Genomic DNA, 16,516 nt, shown 5'->3' with positions numbered 1-16,516 from the left:
CATGAAAACCTTCAGCGCAAAACCCGCCGAGGTGACGCACGAGTGGTTTGTGATTGACGTGACCGACAAGGTCCTGGGACGTGTTGCCAGCGAAGTGGCACGTCGCCTGCGCGGCAAACACAAGGCCATCTATACGCCTCACGTCGATACCGGTGACTTCATTGTTGTCGTCAACGCAGACAAACTCCGTGTCACAGGCAACAAGGCCCACGACAAGGTCTACTACCGTCACTCCGGATTCCCCGGCGGTATCTACGGCACCCGTTTCAAGGACATGCAGGCCAAGCACCCCGGCCGTGCCCTCGAAAAAGCGGTCAAGGGCATGTTGCCCAAGGGCCCACTGGGCTATGCCATGATCAAGAAGCTGAAGGTCTACGCCGGCGGGGAACATCCCCACACCGCGCAGCAGCCCAAGCCGTTGGACATCTAAGGAGCCCAGCATGATTGGAAACTGGAATTACGGCACGGGCCGTCGCAAATCGTCGGTCGCCCGCGTGTTCATCAAAAAGGGCACGGGCCTGATTACCGTCAACGGTCGCCAGATCGACGAGTACTTCGGCCGTCAGACCTCGATCATGGTCGTCAAGCAGCCGCTGGTGCTGACCGAGAACGTCGAGGCTTTCGACGTGCAGGTCAATGTCCACGGCGGTGGTGAATCCGGCCAGGCCGGTGCCGTCCGCCACGGCATCACCCGCGCCCTGATCGATTACGACGCCGCGCTCAAGCCCAGCCTGAGCGCTGCCGGCTTCGTCACCCGCGATGCGCGTGAAGTCGAGCGTAAAAAGGTCGGTCTGCGTGGCGCCCGCCGCGCCAAGCAGTTCAGCAAGCGCTGATCGCGCCTGCCGCACCGGGAAAAACCGCTCTCCGGAGCGGTTTTTTTGTGCCTGAAGCACGGCCCGAAGGGGAATGCTCCGCCCTGCAGGCGGAAATGGCCGCTCCCGTGATATGGTCCAAAAGCGGGCTTTGGCCTGTTTCTCTGAACCGGCCGGGGTGATTTCCCGTGCTGTCTGGCCCCACAGGATTTCACCATGACATGTCCCATCAATACGCAGCGCCGCACCCTGCTGGCGCTTTTGGGCAGCAGCGCCCTGCTGGCAGCCTGCGGCAAATCGGGCGGCGACGCCGCTGCGCCTGCCGCATCGAGTGACAGTGCGGCGCCTTCAGCCACCCCCGCCGCCAGCGCCGCACCGGCGGCCAGCGGCAGCCCGGTGCGCGTGGCGTCCAAAATCGACGGTGAAGGGGCCCTGCTGGGCCACATGCTGGTGATGCTGCTGGAGCACCACGGCATTCCCGTCACCGCCCGCATCCAGATGGGCGCGACCAAGGTGGTGCGCGAGGCGCTGCTGGCGGGCGAGATCGATCTCTACCCCGAATACACCGGCAACGGCGCCTTCATGGTGGGCGACGAGAAAAACCCCGCCTGGCGCAACCTGGAGCAGGGTTACGAGCTGGTGCGCCGCCTGGACGCGGCCAACGGCCTGGTCTGGCTCAAGCCCGCGCCCGCCAACAACACCTGGGCGATTGCGCTGCGCCGGGATCTGGCGGACCGCGAGAAGGTGCACAGTCTGGCCGACCTGAAGGCGGCGCTGGACAAGGGCATGCCCTTCAAAATCGCGGCCGGTGCCGAGTTTGTCGAGCGCAGCGACGCGCTGCCGGCTTTCGAGGCCACCTACGGTTTCAAGCTCAAGCAGGACAACATCCTGGCCTTTCCGGGCAACGACACGGCGGTCTTCATCAAGGCCGCCGCCGAGCAGACCTCGGGCGTGAACGCCGCGACGGTTTACGCCACCGACGGTGCCGTCTCGGCTGTGGGTCTGGAGGTGTTGGCCGACCCCCAGGGCGCGCAGCCGGTGTACGCCCCGGCGCCCGTCATCCGCAAGGCTGTGCTGGACGCCTACCCGAAAATCCCCGGCATCCTGGAGCCGGTGTTTGCCACGCTGGACACGCAGACGCTGCAAAAGCTCAACGGCGCGGTCGGGGTCGAGGGGCGCGAAGCCAGCGCCGTGGTGTCGGAATACCTGAAGTCCAAAGGCTTCCTGTGATCCGGTGAAGGCTGTAGCGGTGACGACGCGCCCCGGGGTTCACCCGGTGCTGATGCTGCTCTGGGTGCTGATGGCGCTGTGCCCGGCGGTCTGGCCGGTGCTGGGCGTGTCGCCCAACCGCATCCTGACTCCGGCGGGTGTGCCGCTGGCGCAGCTGGCGGGCACGCCGGGCGTGGGAGGGTTTTTCGCCCTGCTGACGCTGGCGCTGATCGTTCTGGGGCTGCTGGCCTGGCGTGGCGGTGAGGGCCGCTGGGGGGCGCTGCTCGGCTTGCTGCTGTCTGCCGTGGCGATGGCGCTGCTGGCCGCGCTGGCGGGCCGCTATGCGGCGTCGCTGTGGGCGGAGCGCGGCAGCGGCCGCGTGGTACTGGCGGGCGGATTCTGGGGGCTATTGCTGCTGCTGTGGCTGTATGGCGCGCAGGCGCTGCGCACGCTGCAGGCGCAGGGCCCGCGGCCCGGCCGCTGGGCGGAGCTGCTGCCCACCGCAGGCGCGATTGTTCTGTGGCTGCCGCTGGCGGCGGTGGTTGTCTGGGGCCCGATGGATCGGCTGTCGCTGTGGCAGGAATACCGCGTCAACGCCGCCCTGCTGGGCACGGCGCTGGGCGAGCATCTGGGCCTGCTGGCGCTGACGCTGGGGCTGACCGCGCCGCTGGCGCTGGGCCTGGGCCTGCGCTCGGTGGCGCGTCCGCGCTTTGGCCGCATCTGCCTCGGTACGCTGGGGCTGGTCCAGACAGTGCCTTCGATTGCGCTGTTTGGTTTGCTCATGACGCCGCTGTCCGCGCTGTCGCAGGCCGTGCCGCTGCTGGCCACACTGGGCATCAAGGGCATCGGCGTGGCCCCGGCGGTGCTGGCGCTGGTGGCTTATTCGCTGCTGCCCATGGTGCGCGCCACGGTCGCGGGGCTGGAACAGGTTCCCCCCGCCGTGCTGACCGCCGCGCGCGGCATGGGCATGACGCCCTCGCAGGTGCGCTGGCAGGTGCAGGTGCGCCTGGCGCTGCCGGTGCTGCTGTCCGGGCTGCGGGTGACGGCGGTGCAGGCCGTGGGACTGACGGTGGTGGCCGCGCTGATCGGGGCGGGCGGCTTTGGGGCGCTGGTGTTCCGGGGCCTGTCGGCCAGCGCGCTGGATCTGGTCCTGCTGGGCGTTCTGCCCGTGGTGGCACTGGCCGCCCTGATCAACGCCCTGATGTCTGTGCTGGAGGGCCTGGCCCGCGTGCCAGGATCGGCGGCGCCGCGTGCGCCGTCAGGAGTCAATACATGATCGAGTTCGAACACGTCGTCAAACGCTACAGCGGGCGCACCGTCATCCCCGATCTGTCGCTGCGCCTGGAGCAAGGCCGGATCACCGTGGTGATCGGCGCTTCGGGCTCGGGCAAATCGACGCTGCTCAAAATGGTCAACCGACTGGAGGAGCGCGACGGCGGCGAGATTCGCTTCCAGGGCCGCGACATCCGCAGCTTCGGGGTCGAGGATCTGCGCCGCCGCATGGGGTACGCCATCCAGTCCAACGGCCTGTTCCCGCACTGGACGGTGGCGCGCAACATCGCTACCGTGCCGCGCCTGCTGGGCTGGCCGCCCGAGCGCATCCGCGCGCGCGTGGACGAGCTGCTGGAGATGCTGGATCTGCCGCCTGCGCAGTACCGCAGCCGCCACCCGCACCAGCTCTCGGGCGGGCAGCAGCAGCGCGTGGGCGTGGCCCGCGCCATGGCGGCTGACCCCGAAATCCTGCTGATGGACGAGCCCTTCGGCGCGCTCGATCCAGTGACGCGCGCCAGCCTGCAGCACGAGGTGCGCCGTCTGCACCAGCGCCTGGGCAAAACCATTCTGCTGATCACGCACGACATCGACGAGGCGCTCTTCCTGGCCGACCACCTGATCCTGCTGGATCAGGGGCGCATCCTGCAGCAGGGCTCGCCGCAGGACATCCTGAGCCAGCCGGCCAGCGACGCGGTGCGCGATTTCCTGGGCCGCGACGACCTGGGCCTGCGCCATCTGGCGCTGCGCCCGGTGAGCGCGGTGATGCGTCCGGTGGGCGATCTGCCGCCGGACAGCGTGGACATTGCCGACAGCGCCACGCTGCGCCAGGCGCTGTCGCTGCTGCTGGCCTCGCGTTGCGAGTGGCTGCGCGTGTGCGACGCGGCAGGCCAGGCCGTGGGCCAGCTGCACGCGCTGGACGTGCTGGGCCTGCGCACGGACCACGCGGCATGAATACCGCTCTGGCTGGCCTGCGCCGCGCCTGGCCGCTGACGGCGGTGACGCTGCTGATGATCCTCGGGCTGTCGGGCATGAACGCGCTGGCGCCGCTGTTTCAGGCGATGTTTCCGCAGCTGGTGCGGCCGGTTTACCCGCTGGAATCGTTCTGGAACCTGTGGCTGGCGCACGTCGGCCTGGTCCTGGCGTCCAGCGGGGCTTCGGTCGTGCTGGGCCTGGGCATAGGCGTGGCCGTGACGCGGCCGCTGGGCCAGCGCTTCCGGCCGCTGGCCGGGACGCTGGTGGCCCTGACGCAAACGGTGCCGCCCGTGGCCGTGCTGGCCGTGGCTGCGCCGCTGATCGGTTTTGGCTTTGCGCCCGCGCTGCTGGCCCTGACGCTGTACGGCATTTTCCCGGTGCTGCAGGCCACCATGGCCGGGCTGGATGGCGTACCGCGTTCGGTGCTGGACGCCGCGCGGGGGCTGGGGATGCGCGCGGGCGAGCGTCTGGCGCAGATCGAACTGCCCATGGCGCTGCCCGTCATCCTGGCGGGGGTGCGCGTGTCGGTCACCATCAACATCGGCACTGCGGCAATTGCTTCGGCGGTCGGCACGCAGACGCTGGGCACGCCCATCATCGTGGGCCTGTCCGGCTTCAACAACGCCTACGTGCTGCAGGGCGCGCTGCTGGTCGGCCTGCTGGCCATTTCGGTCGATATGGCCTTCAACCTGCTGCAGCGCGCGGTGGACCGCTGGCTGGGGCGGGGGCGCAAGTAAGCGGCTTCAGGCCGGTTTCCAGCGGGTTTCAGACGGCGGCGGCTTCGGCCAGGGTGTGCAGCAGCAGGCGTGCGCTGGCCAGGTTGGTGGCGCAGGGCACGTCGTGCACGTCGCAGGCGCGCACCAGGGCGTTGATGTCGGGCTCGTGCGGCTGCGGCGTCATGGGATCGCGCAGGAAAATCACCAGATCAACCTCGCCTTCGGCCAGCCGCGCCCCGATCTGCAGATCGCCGCCCAGCGGCCCGCTGAGCAGGCATTCCACCGCCAGGCCGACTTCGGCGATCAGCCGACCGCCGGTGGTCCCCGTGGCCATCAGCGTGCAGGTGGACAGAAAGGCCGAAAACTCGCCCGCCAGACGCACCATGGCGTCTTTGCGGCCGTTGTGCGCGATCAGCGCGACGCGCATGGCTCAGCCCTCCAGCGCCTGCGCCGCGCCCAGCAGGGCGGGCGACGATTTGGCGGTGATGAGGTAAACCGGGATCGGGTCCAGATAGCTGATGAAGCGGCCTTTGCCCCGGAAGCGCTCGCGAAAGCGCGAGGTGGTGAAGACATCGCCCAGGCGCGGCGCGATGCCGCCACCGATGTACACACCGCCCACAGCGCCCAGCGTCAGCGCCAGGTTGCCCGCGGTGGTGCCCAGGAAGCGGCAGAAAAGATCCATGGCCTCGATGGACAGGCGCTCGTGCGGCTCGTCCGGGCGGGCCAGCACCGACCCGGCCGCAACTGCGCAGGCGCTGATGTCGGCGGCGCTGCGCTCGGGCTGTGGCGTGACGCCATCGAGCTGGCACAGGCTGGTGTACAGGTTGACCAGGCCCGAGCCCGACAGCACGCGCTCGGCTGAGACGTGGTCAAAGCGCGTCTTGAGCTGGGCGATAACGGCGGATTCGCGCTCGTCGCAGGCGGCCAGCGTGACGTGTCCGCCTTCGCCCTGGAGCGGCGTCCAGTGGCCGTCCAGGCTGTGCACCAGGCCCGAAACGCCCAGGCCCGTGCCCGCGCCCAGCAGGGCGATGGCGCCGCCGGGCTTGGGCAGCGTACCGCCGATCTGGATGCGGTCGGCTTCGGGCAGCGAGGGCAGGGACAGCGCCAGCGCCGTGAAATCATTGATGACCAGCAGGCGCTGCAGCCCCAGGTGCTGCTGCATCTCGCTGATCGAGAAGGCCCAGGTGTGATTGGTCATGCGCACGATATCGCCGTGAATCGGGTTGGCGATGCCGATGCAGCACTCGGCCGGCTGGGGCAGCTGCTGCTGCGCCAGGTAGTGGCGGATGGCGTCCAGCAAGGTGGGGAAATCCTGGCCGGGCAGGATGGCGGCGTGGCTGATGGAGGCGCCGGGGCTGTCCTGCCAGGCAAAACGGGCGTTGGTGCCGCCCACGTCGCCCAGCAGGCGGGGAAAGTTCGGGGTCATGGTCTTGAGGTCATGTTAGCGTTGACACGGATGCGCCGCATCATAGCCGCAGCCCCCGCGATCAGGCCTTGGTGTCTTCCCGCACGCAGTCCACGTAGTAGCGTGTGCTGCCGTCGTCCTCGGTTTCGGCCACGAGGCCGTGCACGTCGGTGTGAAAGCCCGGGAAGCGCTGGTTGAAGTCGCGCGCAAAGAAGAGGTAATCGACGATGCGGCGGTTGAACACTTCGCCCGGAATCAGCAGCGGAATGCCCGGTGGGTAGGGCGTGAGCAGCGCGGTGGTGATGCGGCCTTCCAGGTGATCGATCTCGACGCGATCGGTCTTGCGGTGCGCGATGTGGGCGTAGGCCTCGCTGGGCTTCATGGCCGGGCGCAGGTCGGACAGATACATCTCGGTGGTCAGGCGGGCGACGTCGGCGCGCGCGTAGGCCTCGTGGATGGACTGGCACAGGTCGCGCAGGCCCATGCGCTCGTAGCGCGGGTGGGCGGCCACGAACTCGGGCAGGATGCGCCACAGCGGCGCGTTCTTGTCGTAATCGTCCTTGAACTGCTGCAGCGCGGTCAGCAGCGTGTTCCAGCGGCCCTTGGTGATGCCGATGGTGAACATGATGAAGAAGCTGTACAGCCCCGTCTTTTCGACGACCACGCCGTGCTCGGCCAGGAATTTGGTCACGATGGCGGCGGGGATGCCGGTGGGCGCGAACTCGCCCGACAGCTTCAGACCCGGGGTGACGATGGTCGATTTGATCGGGTCCAGCATGTTGAAGCCTGGCGCCACCGCGCCAAAGCCGTGCCAGTCGTCCTCGGCCTTGAGCATCCAGCTGGCCGCGCGGCCGATGCCGTCCCCCGGCAGCTCTTCGGGGCCCCAGACGGTGAACCACCAGTCCTCGCCATAAGCGGCTTCGACCTTGCGCATGGCGCGGCGGAAATCCAGCGCTTCGCTGATGCTTTCCTCGACCAGCGCGCGGCCGCCTGGGGGCTCCATCATCGCGGCGGCCACGTCGCACGAGGCGATGATGGCGTACTGCGGCGAGGTGCTGGTGTGCATCAGGTAGGCCTCGTTGAAGAGGTGGCGGTCCAGCTTGCGCGTCTGCGAATCCTGCACCAGCACCTGGCTGGCCTGGCTGATGCCGGCCAGCAGCTTGTGCGTGCTCTGCGTGGCGTACACCAGCGCCTGCTTCGGGCGGGCGCGCTTCTTGCCCATCGAGTGGAAATTGCCATAGAACGGGTGGAAGGCCGCGTGCGGCAGCCAGGCCTCGTCAAAGTGCAGGGTGTCGATCCAGCCGTCGAGCTGGCCCTTGATGAACTCGGTGTCGTACAGCACGCCGTCGTAGGTCGATTGCGTCACCGTCATGATGCGCGGCGTGATTTTCGTGGTGTCCACCCCCGCCAGCAGCGGGTTGGCGGCCATTTTGGCCTTGATGGTCTCGGGCGCGAACTCGCTGGCCGGGATCGGGCCGATGATGCCGAAGTGGTTGCGTGTCGGCGTCATGAAGACAGGGATGGCTCCCGTCATGATGATGGCGTGCAGGATGGATTTGTGGCAGTTGCGGTCCACCACCACCACGTCGTCGGGCGCCACGGTGTGGTGCCAGACCATCTTGTTGCTGGTGCTGGTGCCGTTGGTCACGAAGTAGCAGTGGTCGGCGTTGAAAATGCGCGCGGCGTTTTTCTCGGACGCGGCGACCGGGCCGGTGTGGTCCAGCAGCTGGCCCAGCTCTTCCACCGCGTTGCAGACGTCGGCGCGCAGCATGTTCTCGCCAAAGAACTGGTGGAACATGTGGCCCACGGGGCTCTTCAGAAAGGCCACGCCGCCCGAGTGTCCGGGGCAGTGCCAGCTGTAGGAACCGTCCTGCGCGTAGTGCATCAGGGCGCGGAAAAAGGGCGGCGCCAGGCCGTCGAGGTAGCTTTTGGCTTCGCGGATGATGTGGCGCGCCACGAACTCGGGCGTGTCCTCGAACATGTGGATGAAGCCGTGCAGCTCGCGCAGGATGTCGTTGGGCAGATGCTGGCTGGTGCGCGTTTCGCCGTAGACGTAGATGGGGATGTCGGCGTTCTTGAAGCGGATCTCTTCAATGAAGCCGCGCAGGTTGGTCACGGCCTCGCTGTCCTCGTCGGGGCTGAATTCCTCGTCGTCGATGGACAGGATGAAGGCGCTGGCGCGGCTTTGCTGCTGCGCAAAGTGAGACAGGTTGCCGTAGCTGGTCACACCCAGCACCTGGATGCCTTCTTTTTCGATGGCGTCGGCCAGCGCGCGTATGCCCAGACCCGAGGCGTTTTCCGAGCGGAAATCTTCATCAATGATGACGATGGGGAAGTGAAACCGTTGCATGGCCTTCGGGCGCGTGGGCACGCCAATGGGTGAAAACCCGCAGTGTAGGGGCAGAAGCCCCGGGCGGTGCAAAACCGGGCGTCTGCGTCCGCCCATAATGGCGCGTGGGCCACAGGCCCGGTCCTTTTTCAGACAGATGTGGGGTGACATGCCAAGCGCAGACCAGTCGTATCGCCAGCAGGGGCCGGTTGCGCCCGCTTCGAATTTCGCGCCCTCGGGCGCGGCGCTGGTGCTGCTGGCCATGACGCTGTCGCTGGGTGCGGCGGTGTCGCTGGGCATCACCCGCTTCGCCTACAGCCTGCTGCTGCCGCCCATGCGCGCCGACCTGGGCTGGAGCTACACCGTCGCCGGGGCCATGAACACCGCCAATGCGCTGGGCTATCTGCTGGGTGCGCTGCTGACGCCCCGGCTGCTGCGCCGTTGCACCGCCGACCAGGCACTGCTGGGCTGCGCGCTGCTGGCCAGCGCCGTGATGGCGCTGGGCGCGGTCCTGACCGACACGCCGCTGCTGCTGGCCCAGCGCCTGCTGGCGGGCGTGGTCAGCGCCGTCATCTTCATGACCGGCGGTCTGCTGGCCGCGCAGCTGGGTGCGCTGTCGCCCTCGCGCAGCGGCCTGCTGCTGGGTCTGGTTTATGGCGGCGTGGGCTGGGGCATTGCGCTGTCCAGCGGCCTGGTGCCGCCGGTGCTGGAGGCGGCGCAGGGCGTGGCGCACAGCTGGCGCTGGGCCTGGGCGGCGCTGGGCGTGGCCTGTCTGCTGGCCAGCCTTGGGCTTTGGGCGGGCGTGCGCTGGCTGCGCCGCTGGCAGGCGCTGGCGCCGCGCCAGAGCGCGCAGCAGGCCGGGCTGGATCGCGTGGCGGTGTTCCGCTGGCGCGATTTCGTCCCGGCGCTGGCGGGCTATCTGTGCTTTGGCATGGGCTACATCGGCTACATGACGTTTGTGATTGCGCTGCTGCGCCAGGAAGGAGCCAGCGGTGCGCAGACCAGCTTTTTCTTCGCCCTGCTGGGGCTGGCGGTGGTGGGTTCGGGCCGCCTGTGGGCGGGTCTGCTGGACCGCTGGAAGGGCGGGCAGCCCATGGCGGTGCTCAACGCCCTGCTGGGCGTGGCGACGCTGCTGCCGGTGCTGACCCAGGTCTGGCCGGTGATGCTGCTGTCGGGCATCGCGTTTGGCGCGGTTTTTCTGTCGGTGGTGGCCTCGACCACGGCGCTGGTGCGCCACAACCTGGCGCCCGGCGCCTGGATGGCGGGCATTGGCGCCTTCACCCTGATTTTCGCGGCCGGTCAGGTGATCGGCCCCACGCTGACCGGCATGGTGTCGGACGGCGCGGGTGGCCTGCGCCTGGGTCTGCTGTTCTCGGCGCTGACGCTGTGGGCGGGCGCGGCGCTGGCCCTGCTGCAAAAACCGCTGGCGCAGCCGGCCACTTCTTCGAACCCCAAAGGCTGATGCCATGAGCGCACCTTCTCCCGCCCCAGACAGCCTGCCCCGCCGAACCTGGTGGCACATCACCCTGGCCGCAGCGGCCATCCTGATGGTGACCATGGGCGTGCGCCAGTCCATGGGCCTGTTTGTCGCGCCGCTGGACACGGCGACCGGCCTTGGCATTGTCAGCATCAGTTTCGCGCTGGCGGTGGGGCAGTTTGTCTGGGGCGCGGTGCAGCCGGTGGCGGGCGCGGTGGCCGACCGCTGGGGCCCGGCGCCGGTGCTGGCGGGCGGTGTGCTGCTGATGGCGCTGGGGCTGGTGATGACCACCGCGCTGCAATCGTCCTGGGGCCTGACCTTTGCGCTGGGTGTGCTGATGGCGGCGGGCAGCGGTGCGGGCAGTTTCTCGGTGCTGATCGGCGCTGCGGCGCAGAAGCTGCCCGCCAGCCAGCGCGGCATGGCGTCGGGCGTGATCAACGCGGGGGGCTCGTTCGGGCAGTTTGTTTTTGCGCCGCTGACGCAGGGCCTGATCGCGCTGGTCGGCTGGACAGGCGCGCTGTGGGGCCTGGCCGTGGCCACGCTGGCGGCGCTGCCGCTGATCGGTCCGCTGCGCAACCGCAAGGCGCCCCAGACGGCTTCAGCGGCTGCGGGTGCCGATGCAGCCCGCCCGGCCGCCCCGCAGATGGGCCTGCGCGCCGCCGTGCGCCAGGCGCTGGGCGACCGCAGCTACTGGCTCCTGCACGCCGGGTTTTTCACCTGCGGCTTTCACATCGCGTTTCTGGTGACGCACCTTCCGGGCGAAGTCCACCTGTGCGGCCTGCCGCCGCAGGTGGCGAGCTGGTCGCTGGCCATCATCGGCCTGGCCAATGTGGTTGGCAGCCTGCTGGCGGGCTGGGCGGTGCAGCGCGTACGCAGCAAGTTCGTGCTGTTCTGGATGTACGCGTCGCGCGCGGGGCTGATCCTGGTCTACCTGGCCGCGCCCAAGACCGAGCTGTCGTTTTACCTGTTTGCTGCAGGCCTGGGCCTGACCTGGCTGGCGACGGTGCCGCCGACGGCCGGGATTGTTGCCAAGCTCTTTGGGCCGCGCTACCTGGCCACGCTATTTGGCCTGACGCTGCTCAGCCACCAGATCGGCGGCTTCCTGGGCGCGTGGCTGGGCGGCCTGGCGCTGGAGCGCATGGGCGACTACCACCTGATGTGGTGGGCCGACATCGCCCTGGCCAGCGCCGCTGCACTGATCAACCTGCCGATCCGGGAGGAGAAGGTCGTGCGGCTGCAGGCGGCTTGAGTTTCAGAGCGGCTCAAACCGCGTCAGGAACTCGTCCAGCACGCGGGTGAAGATTTTGTCCTCGTCCACCGAGCGGTAAACCGCCATGGCCACGCCGTCCTGGTCGCCATTGGTGCAGTTCTTGGCCTGCGCAATCCAGGCGTAAAGGCGGCCGGTTTTGATGTGGCGGTAAATGAGCGGCTCGTGGTCGTCGCCCTGAACCTGCGGCAGATCGGTCTGCGCCAGGCGAGCGGCATAGCGCGCCATCAGATCGATTTCGATATGCACCGTGCTGCCGACGCTCAGAAAGCGGAACACCGTGTGCGCCCAGGTGTGCGGGATCAGGTTGATGTCGAAGTGGCAGGGCAGATCGCTGGCGGGCACGTCCTCGACGCGGTTCACCGTCAGGCTGACGCCGTGCACCGTGACCGACCCCTTGGCGGCCATGTAGCGGCCCAGCTCGGGCGGGACGGCGATGCGCATCAGCACCGATTCGCCCACCGGGTCCAGCGCCACGATGCGGCCCAGACCGTCGACGTGGCCGGTGACCATGTGGCCGCCCATGCGGTCTTGGGCCTGCAGGGCTTTTTCCAGGTTGACCGGGCCGCTGCGGTCCAGGCCGGTGGTTTTGGACAGGCTCTCCGCCGAGACCTCGACCTGGAAGCTGGGTGCGGCCGCATCAAACTGCGTCACCGTCATGCAGGCGCCGTTGAGCGCGATGCTGTCGCCCAGCGCCACGTCGTCCAGAAACCCGGCCGGGCAGGACACGGTCAGGCGCTGGCCCCAGCCGCTGCCGGGTGCGCTGTTCTGTGCGCTGTCGCCCAAGGGCTGTGCGTGGGTGATGTCGCCCAGTGCGGTGATGATGCCGGTGAACATGTGGGGTCCTGTGAAATCAGTGTGTGAAGAGGGAAGATGGCCTCAGAAGCGCGGCGCTTCAGGGGACTTCGTTACCCTGACTGGCCTGCAGCAGCTCGAACCAGTCGGGCGTGTCCAGGCGCAGCGTCATGGCATGCAGTGCGGCGCGCAGGCGCTCGGGCTCGGTCGTGCCCAGCACGGGGCGGATGCCGGCCGGGTGGCGCGCCAGCCAGGCCAGCAGCAGGTCTTCGGGCGCAGCGCCATAGCGCGGGGCCAGGCGGTTCAGCACGGTGCGCACGCGGGTTGCGGCCTCGTCCTGGCGCGTCAGCAGGCCGCCCAGAGGCGCCCAGGCCTGCGTGGCGATGCCCAAGTGCTGGTGGGTGTCGAGCTGGCCGTCCAGCAGCGGCGCGCAATGCGCCAGTGAACATTCGATCTGGTTGACCGCCAGCGGCGTGCGCGCGTGCAGGCGCTGCAGCGTGGCGGGCGCGAAGTTGGACACGCCAAAGGCGCGGATCTTGCCCATCCAGATCAGATCCTGCACAGTGGCGGCGACTTCGTCGGCGTCCATCAGCGGGCTGGGGCGGTGCAGCAAAAGCAGGTCCAGGTGGTCGGTGCCCAGGTGCTGCAGCGAGCGCTCGACGCTGGCCACGATGTGCTCGCGGCTGTGGTCGTAATGCTTGATGGCGTTGGAGGGTCCGGGCAGGCGGATGCCGCATTTGCTGATCAGCTGCACCTGGCCGCGCGGCACACCGCTGGCGCGCAGGGCGGCGCCGAATTCGGCCTCGGTGCTGTGATCACCGTAAATGTCAGCGTGGTCGAAGGTGGTGATGCCCAGATCAACGGCGGCGCGGATGCGCTGCGCCATCTGCGCCGTGTCCAGGCGCTTGCCCCAGCGCCCCCAGCCCATGGTGCCCGCGATGACGGGCGAAAAGGTGTTCAGTCCCATGGCGGATCAATCCTCCAAAGCCAGAAATTATCCTGCTGCAGTGCGGTTTTCGACCAGACGCAGGCTGGTGCCCGCGACCGCCAGCGCCGTCAGGCCCATGACCAGACCCAGGCCGACGACGCCGCCCCAGCCGCCGTGCGTCCAGGCCCAGGCGCCCGCCACCGAGCCCACCGCGCCACCCAGAAAAGCGCAGCACATGTAACCCGCCGTCAGGCGGCTGCGCTCGGCGGCGGGGCGCTGATAGATGACGCCCTGGTTGCAGATGTTGGTGGCGGCGGCGGCCACATCCAGAAAAATCACCCCCAGCACCAGCGCCGTCAGCGACATGGGGGCGGCAGCCAGCAGGGCCCAGCTCGCGGTGAACAGGCCCAGCGTGCCCAGCACCAGGCGGTGCGGGGCGATGCGGTCGGTCAGGCGGCCGCTCAGGTTGGCGGACAGCGCCCCGGCGGCGCCGACCAGGCCAAACAGGCCGATCACGCCCTCGCTGTAGCCGTAGGCGGGCCCGGCTAGCAAAAAGGTCAGCGTGGTCCAGAAGGCGGCGAACATGCCAAAGGACAGCGATCCGATCAGCGCCCGGCTGCGCACCACCGGATCGCCCAGCACCAGGCGCAGCACCGAGGCGATCAGGCCCCCGTAACTGCTGCTGTGCAGCGGCGCGCGGCGCGGCAGCAGGCGCCACAGCAGCACCGCGAGGCCCAGCATGCCCAGCGCCGCCACGGCAAAAATACTGCGCCAGCTGCCCGTCGCGGCCGTGATCAGGCCCGAAGCGGTGCGCGCCAGCAAAATGCCCAGCATCAGCCCGGTCATGATGGTGCCGACCACTTTGCCCCGGATGGCGTCGGGCGCCAGGCTGGCGGCAAAGGCGACCAGCACCTGCGCCACCACGGCGAGGATGCCGGTCAGCGCGATGCCCACCGCCAGCACGGCAAAGTGCGGCGCCAGCGCGGTGGCCAGCAGCGTCAGCACCGACAGCAGCGTCATGGCGACGACCAGGCCGCGCCGCTCCAGCATGTCGCCCAGCGGCACGATCAGCAGCAGGCCCACGGCATAGCCCAGTTGCGACAGCGTCACCAGCAGGCTGGCGCTGGCCGTGCTGACGCCAAATTCCAGCGCCATCTGGTGCAGCAGGGGCTGGGCGTAATACAGCCCGGCCACCGACATGCCCGTGGCCAGGGCCATGGTCAGCAGGATCGCGCGGGAAGGGCCGGTGTCCGGCAGGGGGGAATCGTCGGTATCAGTCATGGGATCTTTCAGACGCGCCGCAGGCGCAGGAGCGTATCCTGCCCCAGCGGCAGCGCCTGTGCCACGCGCCAGGCCAGAGGCAGGGCGGGCAATGCGGGCAAATCGGGCAGATTCAGCACCGGCTGACCCGGCCCCAGGTAGCTGGGCGCCAGGTAATGCAGCACTTCGTCGATCAGACCGGCCTGCCAGAAGGCGCCCGCCAGACGCGATCCGGCCTCGATGTGGACCTCGTTCCAGCCCAGCTCTGACCAGGATTCGGCCAGATCGTCCAGGCGTGCCGCGCTGGCCGGGTCATGCGCCTGAGTTCCCGGCCAGGCGAGCACGCTGACGCCCTGCTGCTCCAGGCGCATCTGGCGCTCGCGCCCGGCCGAATCGGCCAGCGTGGCGGCGTGGGCGTAAACCTGCGTGCCGGGCGTGGCCGGGTCGGCTTTCCCGATCTGCGCGATGCGGTGCGTGGGCGGCGTGCGCAGATGGCGGTCCAGCACCACGCGCAGCGGTGGGCGCTCGCAGGGCCAGCCGCGCACGGTGAAGGTCGGGTCGTCGGCCAGCACCGTGCCGATGCCTGTGACCAAGGCGCTGGCGCGGCGCCGCCAGCCGTGGCCGTCGTGCCGCGCTTCGGGGCCGGTGATCCACTGACTTTGGCCGTCGGGCAGGGCGCTGCGGCCGTCCATCGAGCTGGCCAGTTTCAGGCGCAGCCAGGGGCGGCCTCGCGTCATGCGCGCGAAGAAGCCGATGTTGAGATCGTGGGCGCGCGCCAGCAGGGCACGGGCTTCATCGTCCGGGGCTTCGTCCAGCGCCAGCACCGTTAGCCCGGCGGCGCGCAGTCGCGCCAGGCCCTGTCCGGCGACCAGGGGATTGGGGTCGCGCATCAGGGCGACCCCGCGCGCGCAACCGGCAGCGATCAGCGCGTCGCAGCAGGGCGGGGTGCGGCCGTGGTGGCTGCAGGGCTCCAGCGTCACCCAGGCGGTGCTGCCTGCGGTGGGCTCGCCGTGCTGGGCGGCGTCGCGCAGCGCCATGACTTCGGCGTGCGGGCCGCCCGCCGCCTGCGTGTGGCCCTGGCCGATCACGCGGCCGTCCGGCGCCGTCAGCACGCAGCCCACGCGCGGGTTGGGGTCGGACAGGCCGATGGCCCGCTCGGCCAGATCAAGCGCGGTGTGCAGGTGGGTCAGGGAGAGCAGGTCGGTGGAATCAGGCATGGCATTGGGGCCGCAAAAATGGCATTCTAGGCCGCAGACCCCTGCTGATTGCCCCAGGAGCCCCCATGCTGATCGATGCCGCCACCAGCCAGTTTGTGCTGATCGATTACCAGACCCGGCTGATGCCGGTGATGGACGGCGGCGCTGCCGCGCTGGACAGCGCCCTGCGCCTGGCCCGCGCCGCGCGTCTTTTGCAGGTGCCGGTGCTGGGCACCGAGCAGAATCCCGCTCGCCTGGGGCCCAACGACCCCGCGCTGGCGGCGCTGTGCGACGTGATGCTCTCCAAAATGGCGTTTTCGGCGGCGGCTGAGCTGCGCCCCGAACTGCAGCGCCAGCCGCAGCGCCGCCATATCGTGCTGGCGGGCTGCGAGACCCACGTCTGTCTGCTGCAGACCGTGCTGTCCCTGCGCGAAGACCCGGGCCTGACGCTGTGGGTGGTGCAGGACGCCTGCGGATCGCGCCGCAGCGAGGACCGCAGCGCGGCATTGCAGCGGCTGCGCGAAGCCGGCGTGCACCTGGTCACGCGGGAAATGGTGATTTTCGAGTGGCTGCGCGACTGCCAGCACCCGCAGTTCCGCACGCTGCTGGCCGAGATCCGCTGATGGGGCTGGGCCAGCCTGGCGATGGCCGGATCAGGCGGTGGTGACCGGTCGTGCCGCCTGATCCGCGTCAAACCGGGATAATGACGCTGCTCAAAAACAAAAAGACCCACAGACCTGAATCTGTGAGTCTTTTGGCTTGATTGGTCGGGGCGGCGGGATTCGAACTCGCGACCCTCTGGTCCCAAACCAGATGCGCTACCAGGCTGCGCTACGCCCCGAAGCTGAGCATTATAGCCCCCGCAGCATGTGGAATAG

The 16,516-nt window shown here is 68.9% G+C and carries 16 protein-coding genes and 1 tRNA gene; 9 read left to right on the top strand and 8 right to left on the bottom strand.

Annotated elements, in window-relative coordinates:
• The first annotated feature begins 1 nt into the window (after nucleotide 1).
• The 6 genes from rplM to RV045_RS13455 all read left to right on the top strand — a co-directional run bounded on the left by rplM (nucleotide 2) and on the right by RV045_RS13455 (nucleotide 5,002).
• Complete coding sequence (rplM, locus tag RV045_RS13480) at nucleotides 2-430, top strand: 50S ribosomal protein L13 (RefSeq protein ID WP_423236314.1); 429 nt, start codon at nucleotides 2-4, stop codon at nucleotides 428-430.
• 10 nt (nucleotides 431-440) lie between these two features.
• Nucleotides 441-833: a 30S ribosomal protein S9 gene (gene rpsI / locus RV045_RS13475; protein ID WP_423236313.1), complete on the top strand. Its 393-nt coding sequence runs from the start codon at nucleotides 441-443 to the stop codon at nucleotides 831-833.
• A 195-nt stretch (nucleotides 834-1,028) separates the two neighbouring features.
• Nucleotides 1,029-2,042, top strand: coding sequence for a glycine betaine ABC transporter substrate-binding protein OsmF (osmF, locus tag RV045_RS13470; protein WP_423236312.1), 1,014 nt, complete (start codon nucleotides 1,029-1,031; stop codon nucleotides 2,040-2,042).
• Nucleotides 2,043-2,061: 19 nt separating this feature from the next.
• Nucleotides 2,062-3,297, top strand: coding sequence for an ABC transporter permease (locus RV045_RS13465; RefSeq protein ID WP_423236311.1), 1,236 nt, complete (start codon nucleotides 2,062-2,064; stop codon nucleotides 3,295-3,297).
• Entirely contained in the window at nucleotides 3,294-4,244 is a 951-nt protein-coding gene (locus RV045_RS13460) for an ABC transporter ATP-binding protein (RefSeq protein ID WP_423236310.1), read from the top strand. The genes RV045_RS13465 and RV045_RS13460 overlap by 4 nt, the downstream gene beginning before the upstream one ends.
• Entirely contained in the window at nucleotides 4,241-5,002 is a 762-nt protein-coding gene (locus tag RV045_RS13455; RefSeq protein WP_423236309.1) for an ABC transporter permease, read from the top strand. The genes RV045_RS13460 and RV045_RS13455 overlap by 4 nt, the downstream gene beginning before the upstream one ends.
• 28 nt (nucleotides 5,003-5,030) lie before the next feature.
• On the opposite strand, the gene RV045_RS13450 is transcribed toward RV045_RS13455, so the two are convergent.
• From RV045_RS13450 to RV045_RS13440, 3 genes are all read right to left on the bottom strand, one after another.
• Nucleotides 5,031-5,408 (bottom strand): methylglyoxal synthase, encoded by a 378-nt coding sequence (locus tag RV045_RS13450; protein WP_423236308.1) that lies wholly within the window; start codon nucleotides 5,406-5,408, stop codon nucleotides 5,031-5,033.
• 3 nt (nucleotides 5,409-5,411) lie between these two features.
• Nucleotides 5,412-6,407: a glucokinase gene (locus tag RV045_RS13445; RefSeq protein WP_423236307.1), complete on the bottom strand. Its 996-nt coding sequence runs from the start codon at nucleotides 6,405-6,407 to the stop codon at nucleotides 5,412-5,414.
• A gap of 61 nt (nucleotides 6,408-6,468) precedes the next feature.
• On the bottom strand, nucleotides 6,469-8,736 hold the full coding sequence (locus RV045_RS13440) for an Orn/Lys/Arg family decarboxylase (RefSeq protein WP_423236306.1): 2,268 nt from the start codon (nucleotides 8,734-8,736) through the stop codon (nucleotides 6,469-6,471).
• Between the two features lie 148 nt (nucleotides 8,737-8,884).
• Between RV045_RS13440 and RV045_RS13435 the strand changes: the two genes are divergently transcribed.
• Together RV045_RS13435 and RV045_RS13430 are read left to right on the top strand one after the other, a co-directional pair.
• Nucleotides 8,885-10,177 carry a YbfB/YjiJ family MFS transporter gene (locus RV045_RS13435; protein WP_423236305.1) on the top strand — a complete coding sequence of 431 codons (1,293 nt, stop codon included), beginning with the start codon at nucleotides 8,885-8,887 and terminating at the stop codon, nucleotides 10,175-10,177.
• A 4-nt stretch (nucleotides 10,178-10,181) separates the two neighbouring features.
• Nucleotides 10,182-11,441, top strand: a complete 1,260-nt coding sequence (locus tag RV045_RS13430; RefSeq protein ID WP_423236304.1) for an MFS transporter — start codon at nucleotides 10,182-10,184, stop codon at nucleotides 11,439-11,441.
• A gap of 3 nt (nucleotides 11,442-11,444) precedes the next feature.
• Here RV045_RS13430 and RV045_RS13425 read toward each other — a convergent pair whose 3' ends face one another.
• From RV045_RS13425 to ribD, 4 genes are read right to left on the bottom strand one after another with little or no spacing between them, the layout of a single operon-like run.
• A complete protein-coding gene (locus RV045_RS13425; protein WP_423236303.1) occupies nucleotides 11,445-12,296 on the bottom strand; it encodes a riboflavin synthase in 852 nt (283 codons plus the stop codon).
• A gap of 58 nt (nucleotides 12,297-12,354) precedes the next feature.
• Entirely contained in the window at nucleotides 12,355-13,221 is an 867-nt protein-coding gene (locus tag RV045_RS13420) for an aldo/keto reductase (RefSeq protein ID WP_423236302.1), read from the bottom strand.
• A 27-nt stretch (nucleotides 13,222-13,248) separates the two neighbouring features.
• Nucleotides 13,249-14,463 carry an MFS transporter gene (locus RV045_RS13415; RefSeq protein ID WP_423236301.1) on the bottom strand — a complete coding sequence of 405 codons (1,215 nt, stop codon included), beginning with the start codon at nucleotides 14,461-14,463 and terminating at the stop codon, nucleotides 13,249-13,251.
• Nucleotides 14,464-14,471: 8 nt separating this feature from the next.
• Complete coding sequence (gene ribD, locus RV045_RS13410) at nucleotides 14,472-15,659, bottom strand: bifunctional diaminohydroxyphosphoribosylaminopyrimidine deaminase/5-amino-6-(5-phosphoribosylamino)uracil reductase RibD (RefSeq protein ID WP_423236300.1); 1,188 nt, start codon at nucleotides 15,657-15,659, stop codon at nucleotides 14,472-14,474.
• Between the two features lie 65 nt (nucleotides 15,660-15,724).
• Between ribD and RV045_RS13405 the strand changes: the two genes are divergently transcribed.
• Complete coding sequence (locus tag RV045_RS13405) at nucleotides 15,725-16,261, top strand: isochorismatase family protein (protein ID WP_423236299.1); 537 nt, start codon at nucleotides 15,725-15,727, stop codon at nucleotides 16,259-16,261.
• A 141-nt stretch (nucleotides 16,262-16,402) separates the two neighbouring features.
• Here RV045_RS13405 and RV045_RS13400 read toward each other — a convergent pair.
• Nucleotides 16,403-16,479: transfer RNA gene (locus RV045_RS13400), tRNA-Pro, on the bottom strand.
• Nucleotides 16,480-16,516 lie beyond the last annotated feature (37 nt).

It is taken from the genome of Amphibiibacter pelophylacis (assembly GCF_037688875.1).
Lineage (GTDB): Bacteria > Pseudomonadota > Gammaproteobacteria > Burkholderiales > Burkholderiaceae_C > Amphibiibacter > Amphibiibacter pelophylacis.
The sequence above is the reverse complement of the archived record's forward strand: the minus strand, read 5'-3'. Positions and strand labels throughout refer to the sequence as shown.

Coding starts and splice junctions, on each gene's coding strand:
- rplM (WP_423236314.1), top strand. CDS start 2: ATGAAAACCTTCAGCGCAAAACCCGCCGAGGTGACGCACGAGTGGTTT.
- rpsI (WP_423236313.1), top strand. CDS start 441: ATGATTGGAAACTGGAATTACGGCACGGGCCGTCGCAAATCGTCGGTC.
- osmF (WP_423236312.1), top strand. CDS start 1,029: ATGACATGTCCCATCAATACGCAGCGCCGCACCCTGCTGGCGCTTTTG.
- RV045_RS13460 (WP_423236310.1), top strand. CDS start 3,294: ATGATCGAGTTCGAACACGTCGTCAAACGCTACAGCGGGCGCACCGTC.
- RV045_RS13455 (WP_423236309.1), top strand. CDS start 4,241: ATGAATACCGCTCTGGCTGGCCTGCGCCGCGCCTGGCCGCTGACGGCG.
- RV045_RS13450 (WP_423236308.1), bottom strand. CDS start 5,408: ATGCGCGTCGCGCTGATCGCGCACAACGGCCGCAAAGACGCCATGGTG.
- RV045_RS13445 (WP_423236307.1), bottom strand. CDS start 6,407: ATGACCCCGAACTTTCCCCGCCTGCTGGGCGACGTGGGCGGCACCAAC.
- RV045_RS13440 (WP_423236306.1), bottom strand. CDS start 8,736: ATGCAACGGTTTCACTTCCCCATCGTCATCATTGATGAAGATTTCCGC.
- RV045_RS13435 (WP_423236305.1), top strand. CDS start 8,885: ATGCCAAGCGCAGACCAGTCGTATCGCCAGCAGGGGCCGGTTGCGCCC.
- RV045_RS13430 (WP_423236304.1), top strand. CDS start 10,182: ATGAGCGCACCTTCTCCCGCCCCAGACAGCCTGCCCCGCCGAACCTGG.
- RV045_RS13425 (WP_423236303.1), bottom strand. CDS start 12,296: ATGTTCACCGGCATCATCACCGCACTGGGCGACATCACCCACGCACAG.
- RV045_RS13420 (WP_423236302.1), bottom strand. CDS start 13,221: ATGGGACTGAACACCTTTTCGCCCGTCATCGCGGGCACCATGGGCTGG.
- RV045_RS13415 (WP_423236301.1), bottom strand. CDS start 14,463: ATGACTGATACCGACGATTCCCCCCTGCCGGACACCGGCCCTTCCCGC.
- ribD (WP_423236300.1), bottom strand. CDS start 15,659: ATGCCTGATTCCACCGACCTGCTCTCCCTGACCCACCTGCACACCGCG.
- RV045_RS13405 (WP_423236299.1), top strand. CDS start 15,725: ATGCTGATCGATGCCGCCACCAGCCAGTTTGTGCTGATCGATTACCAG.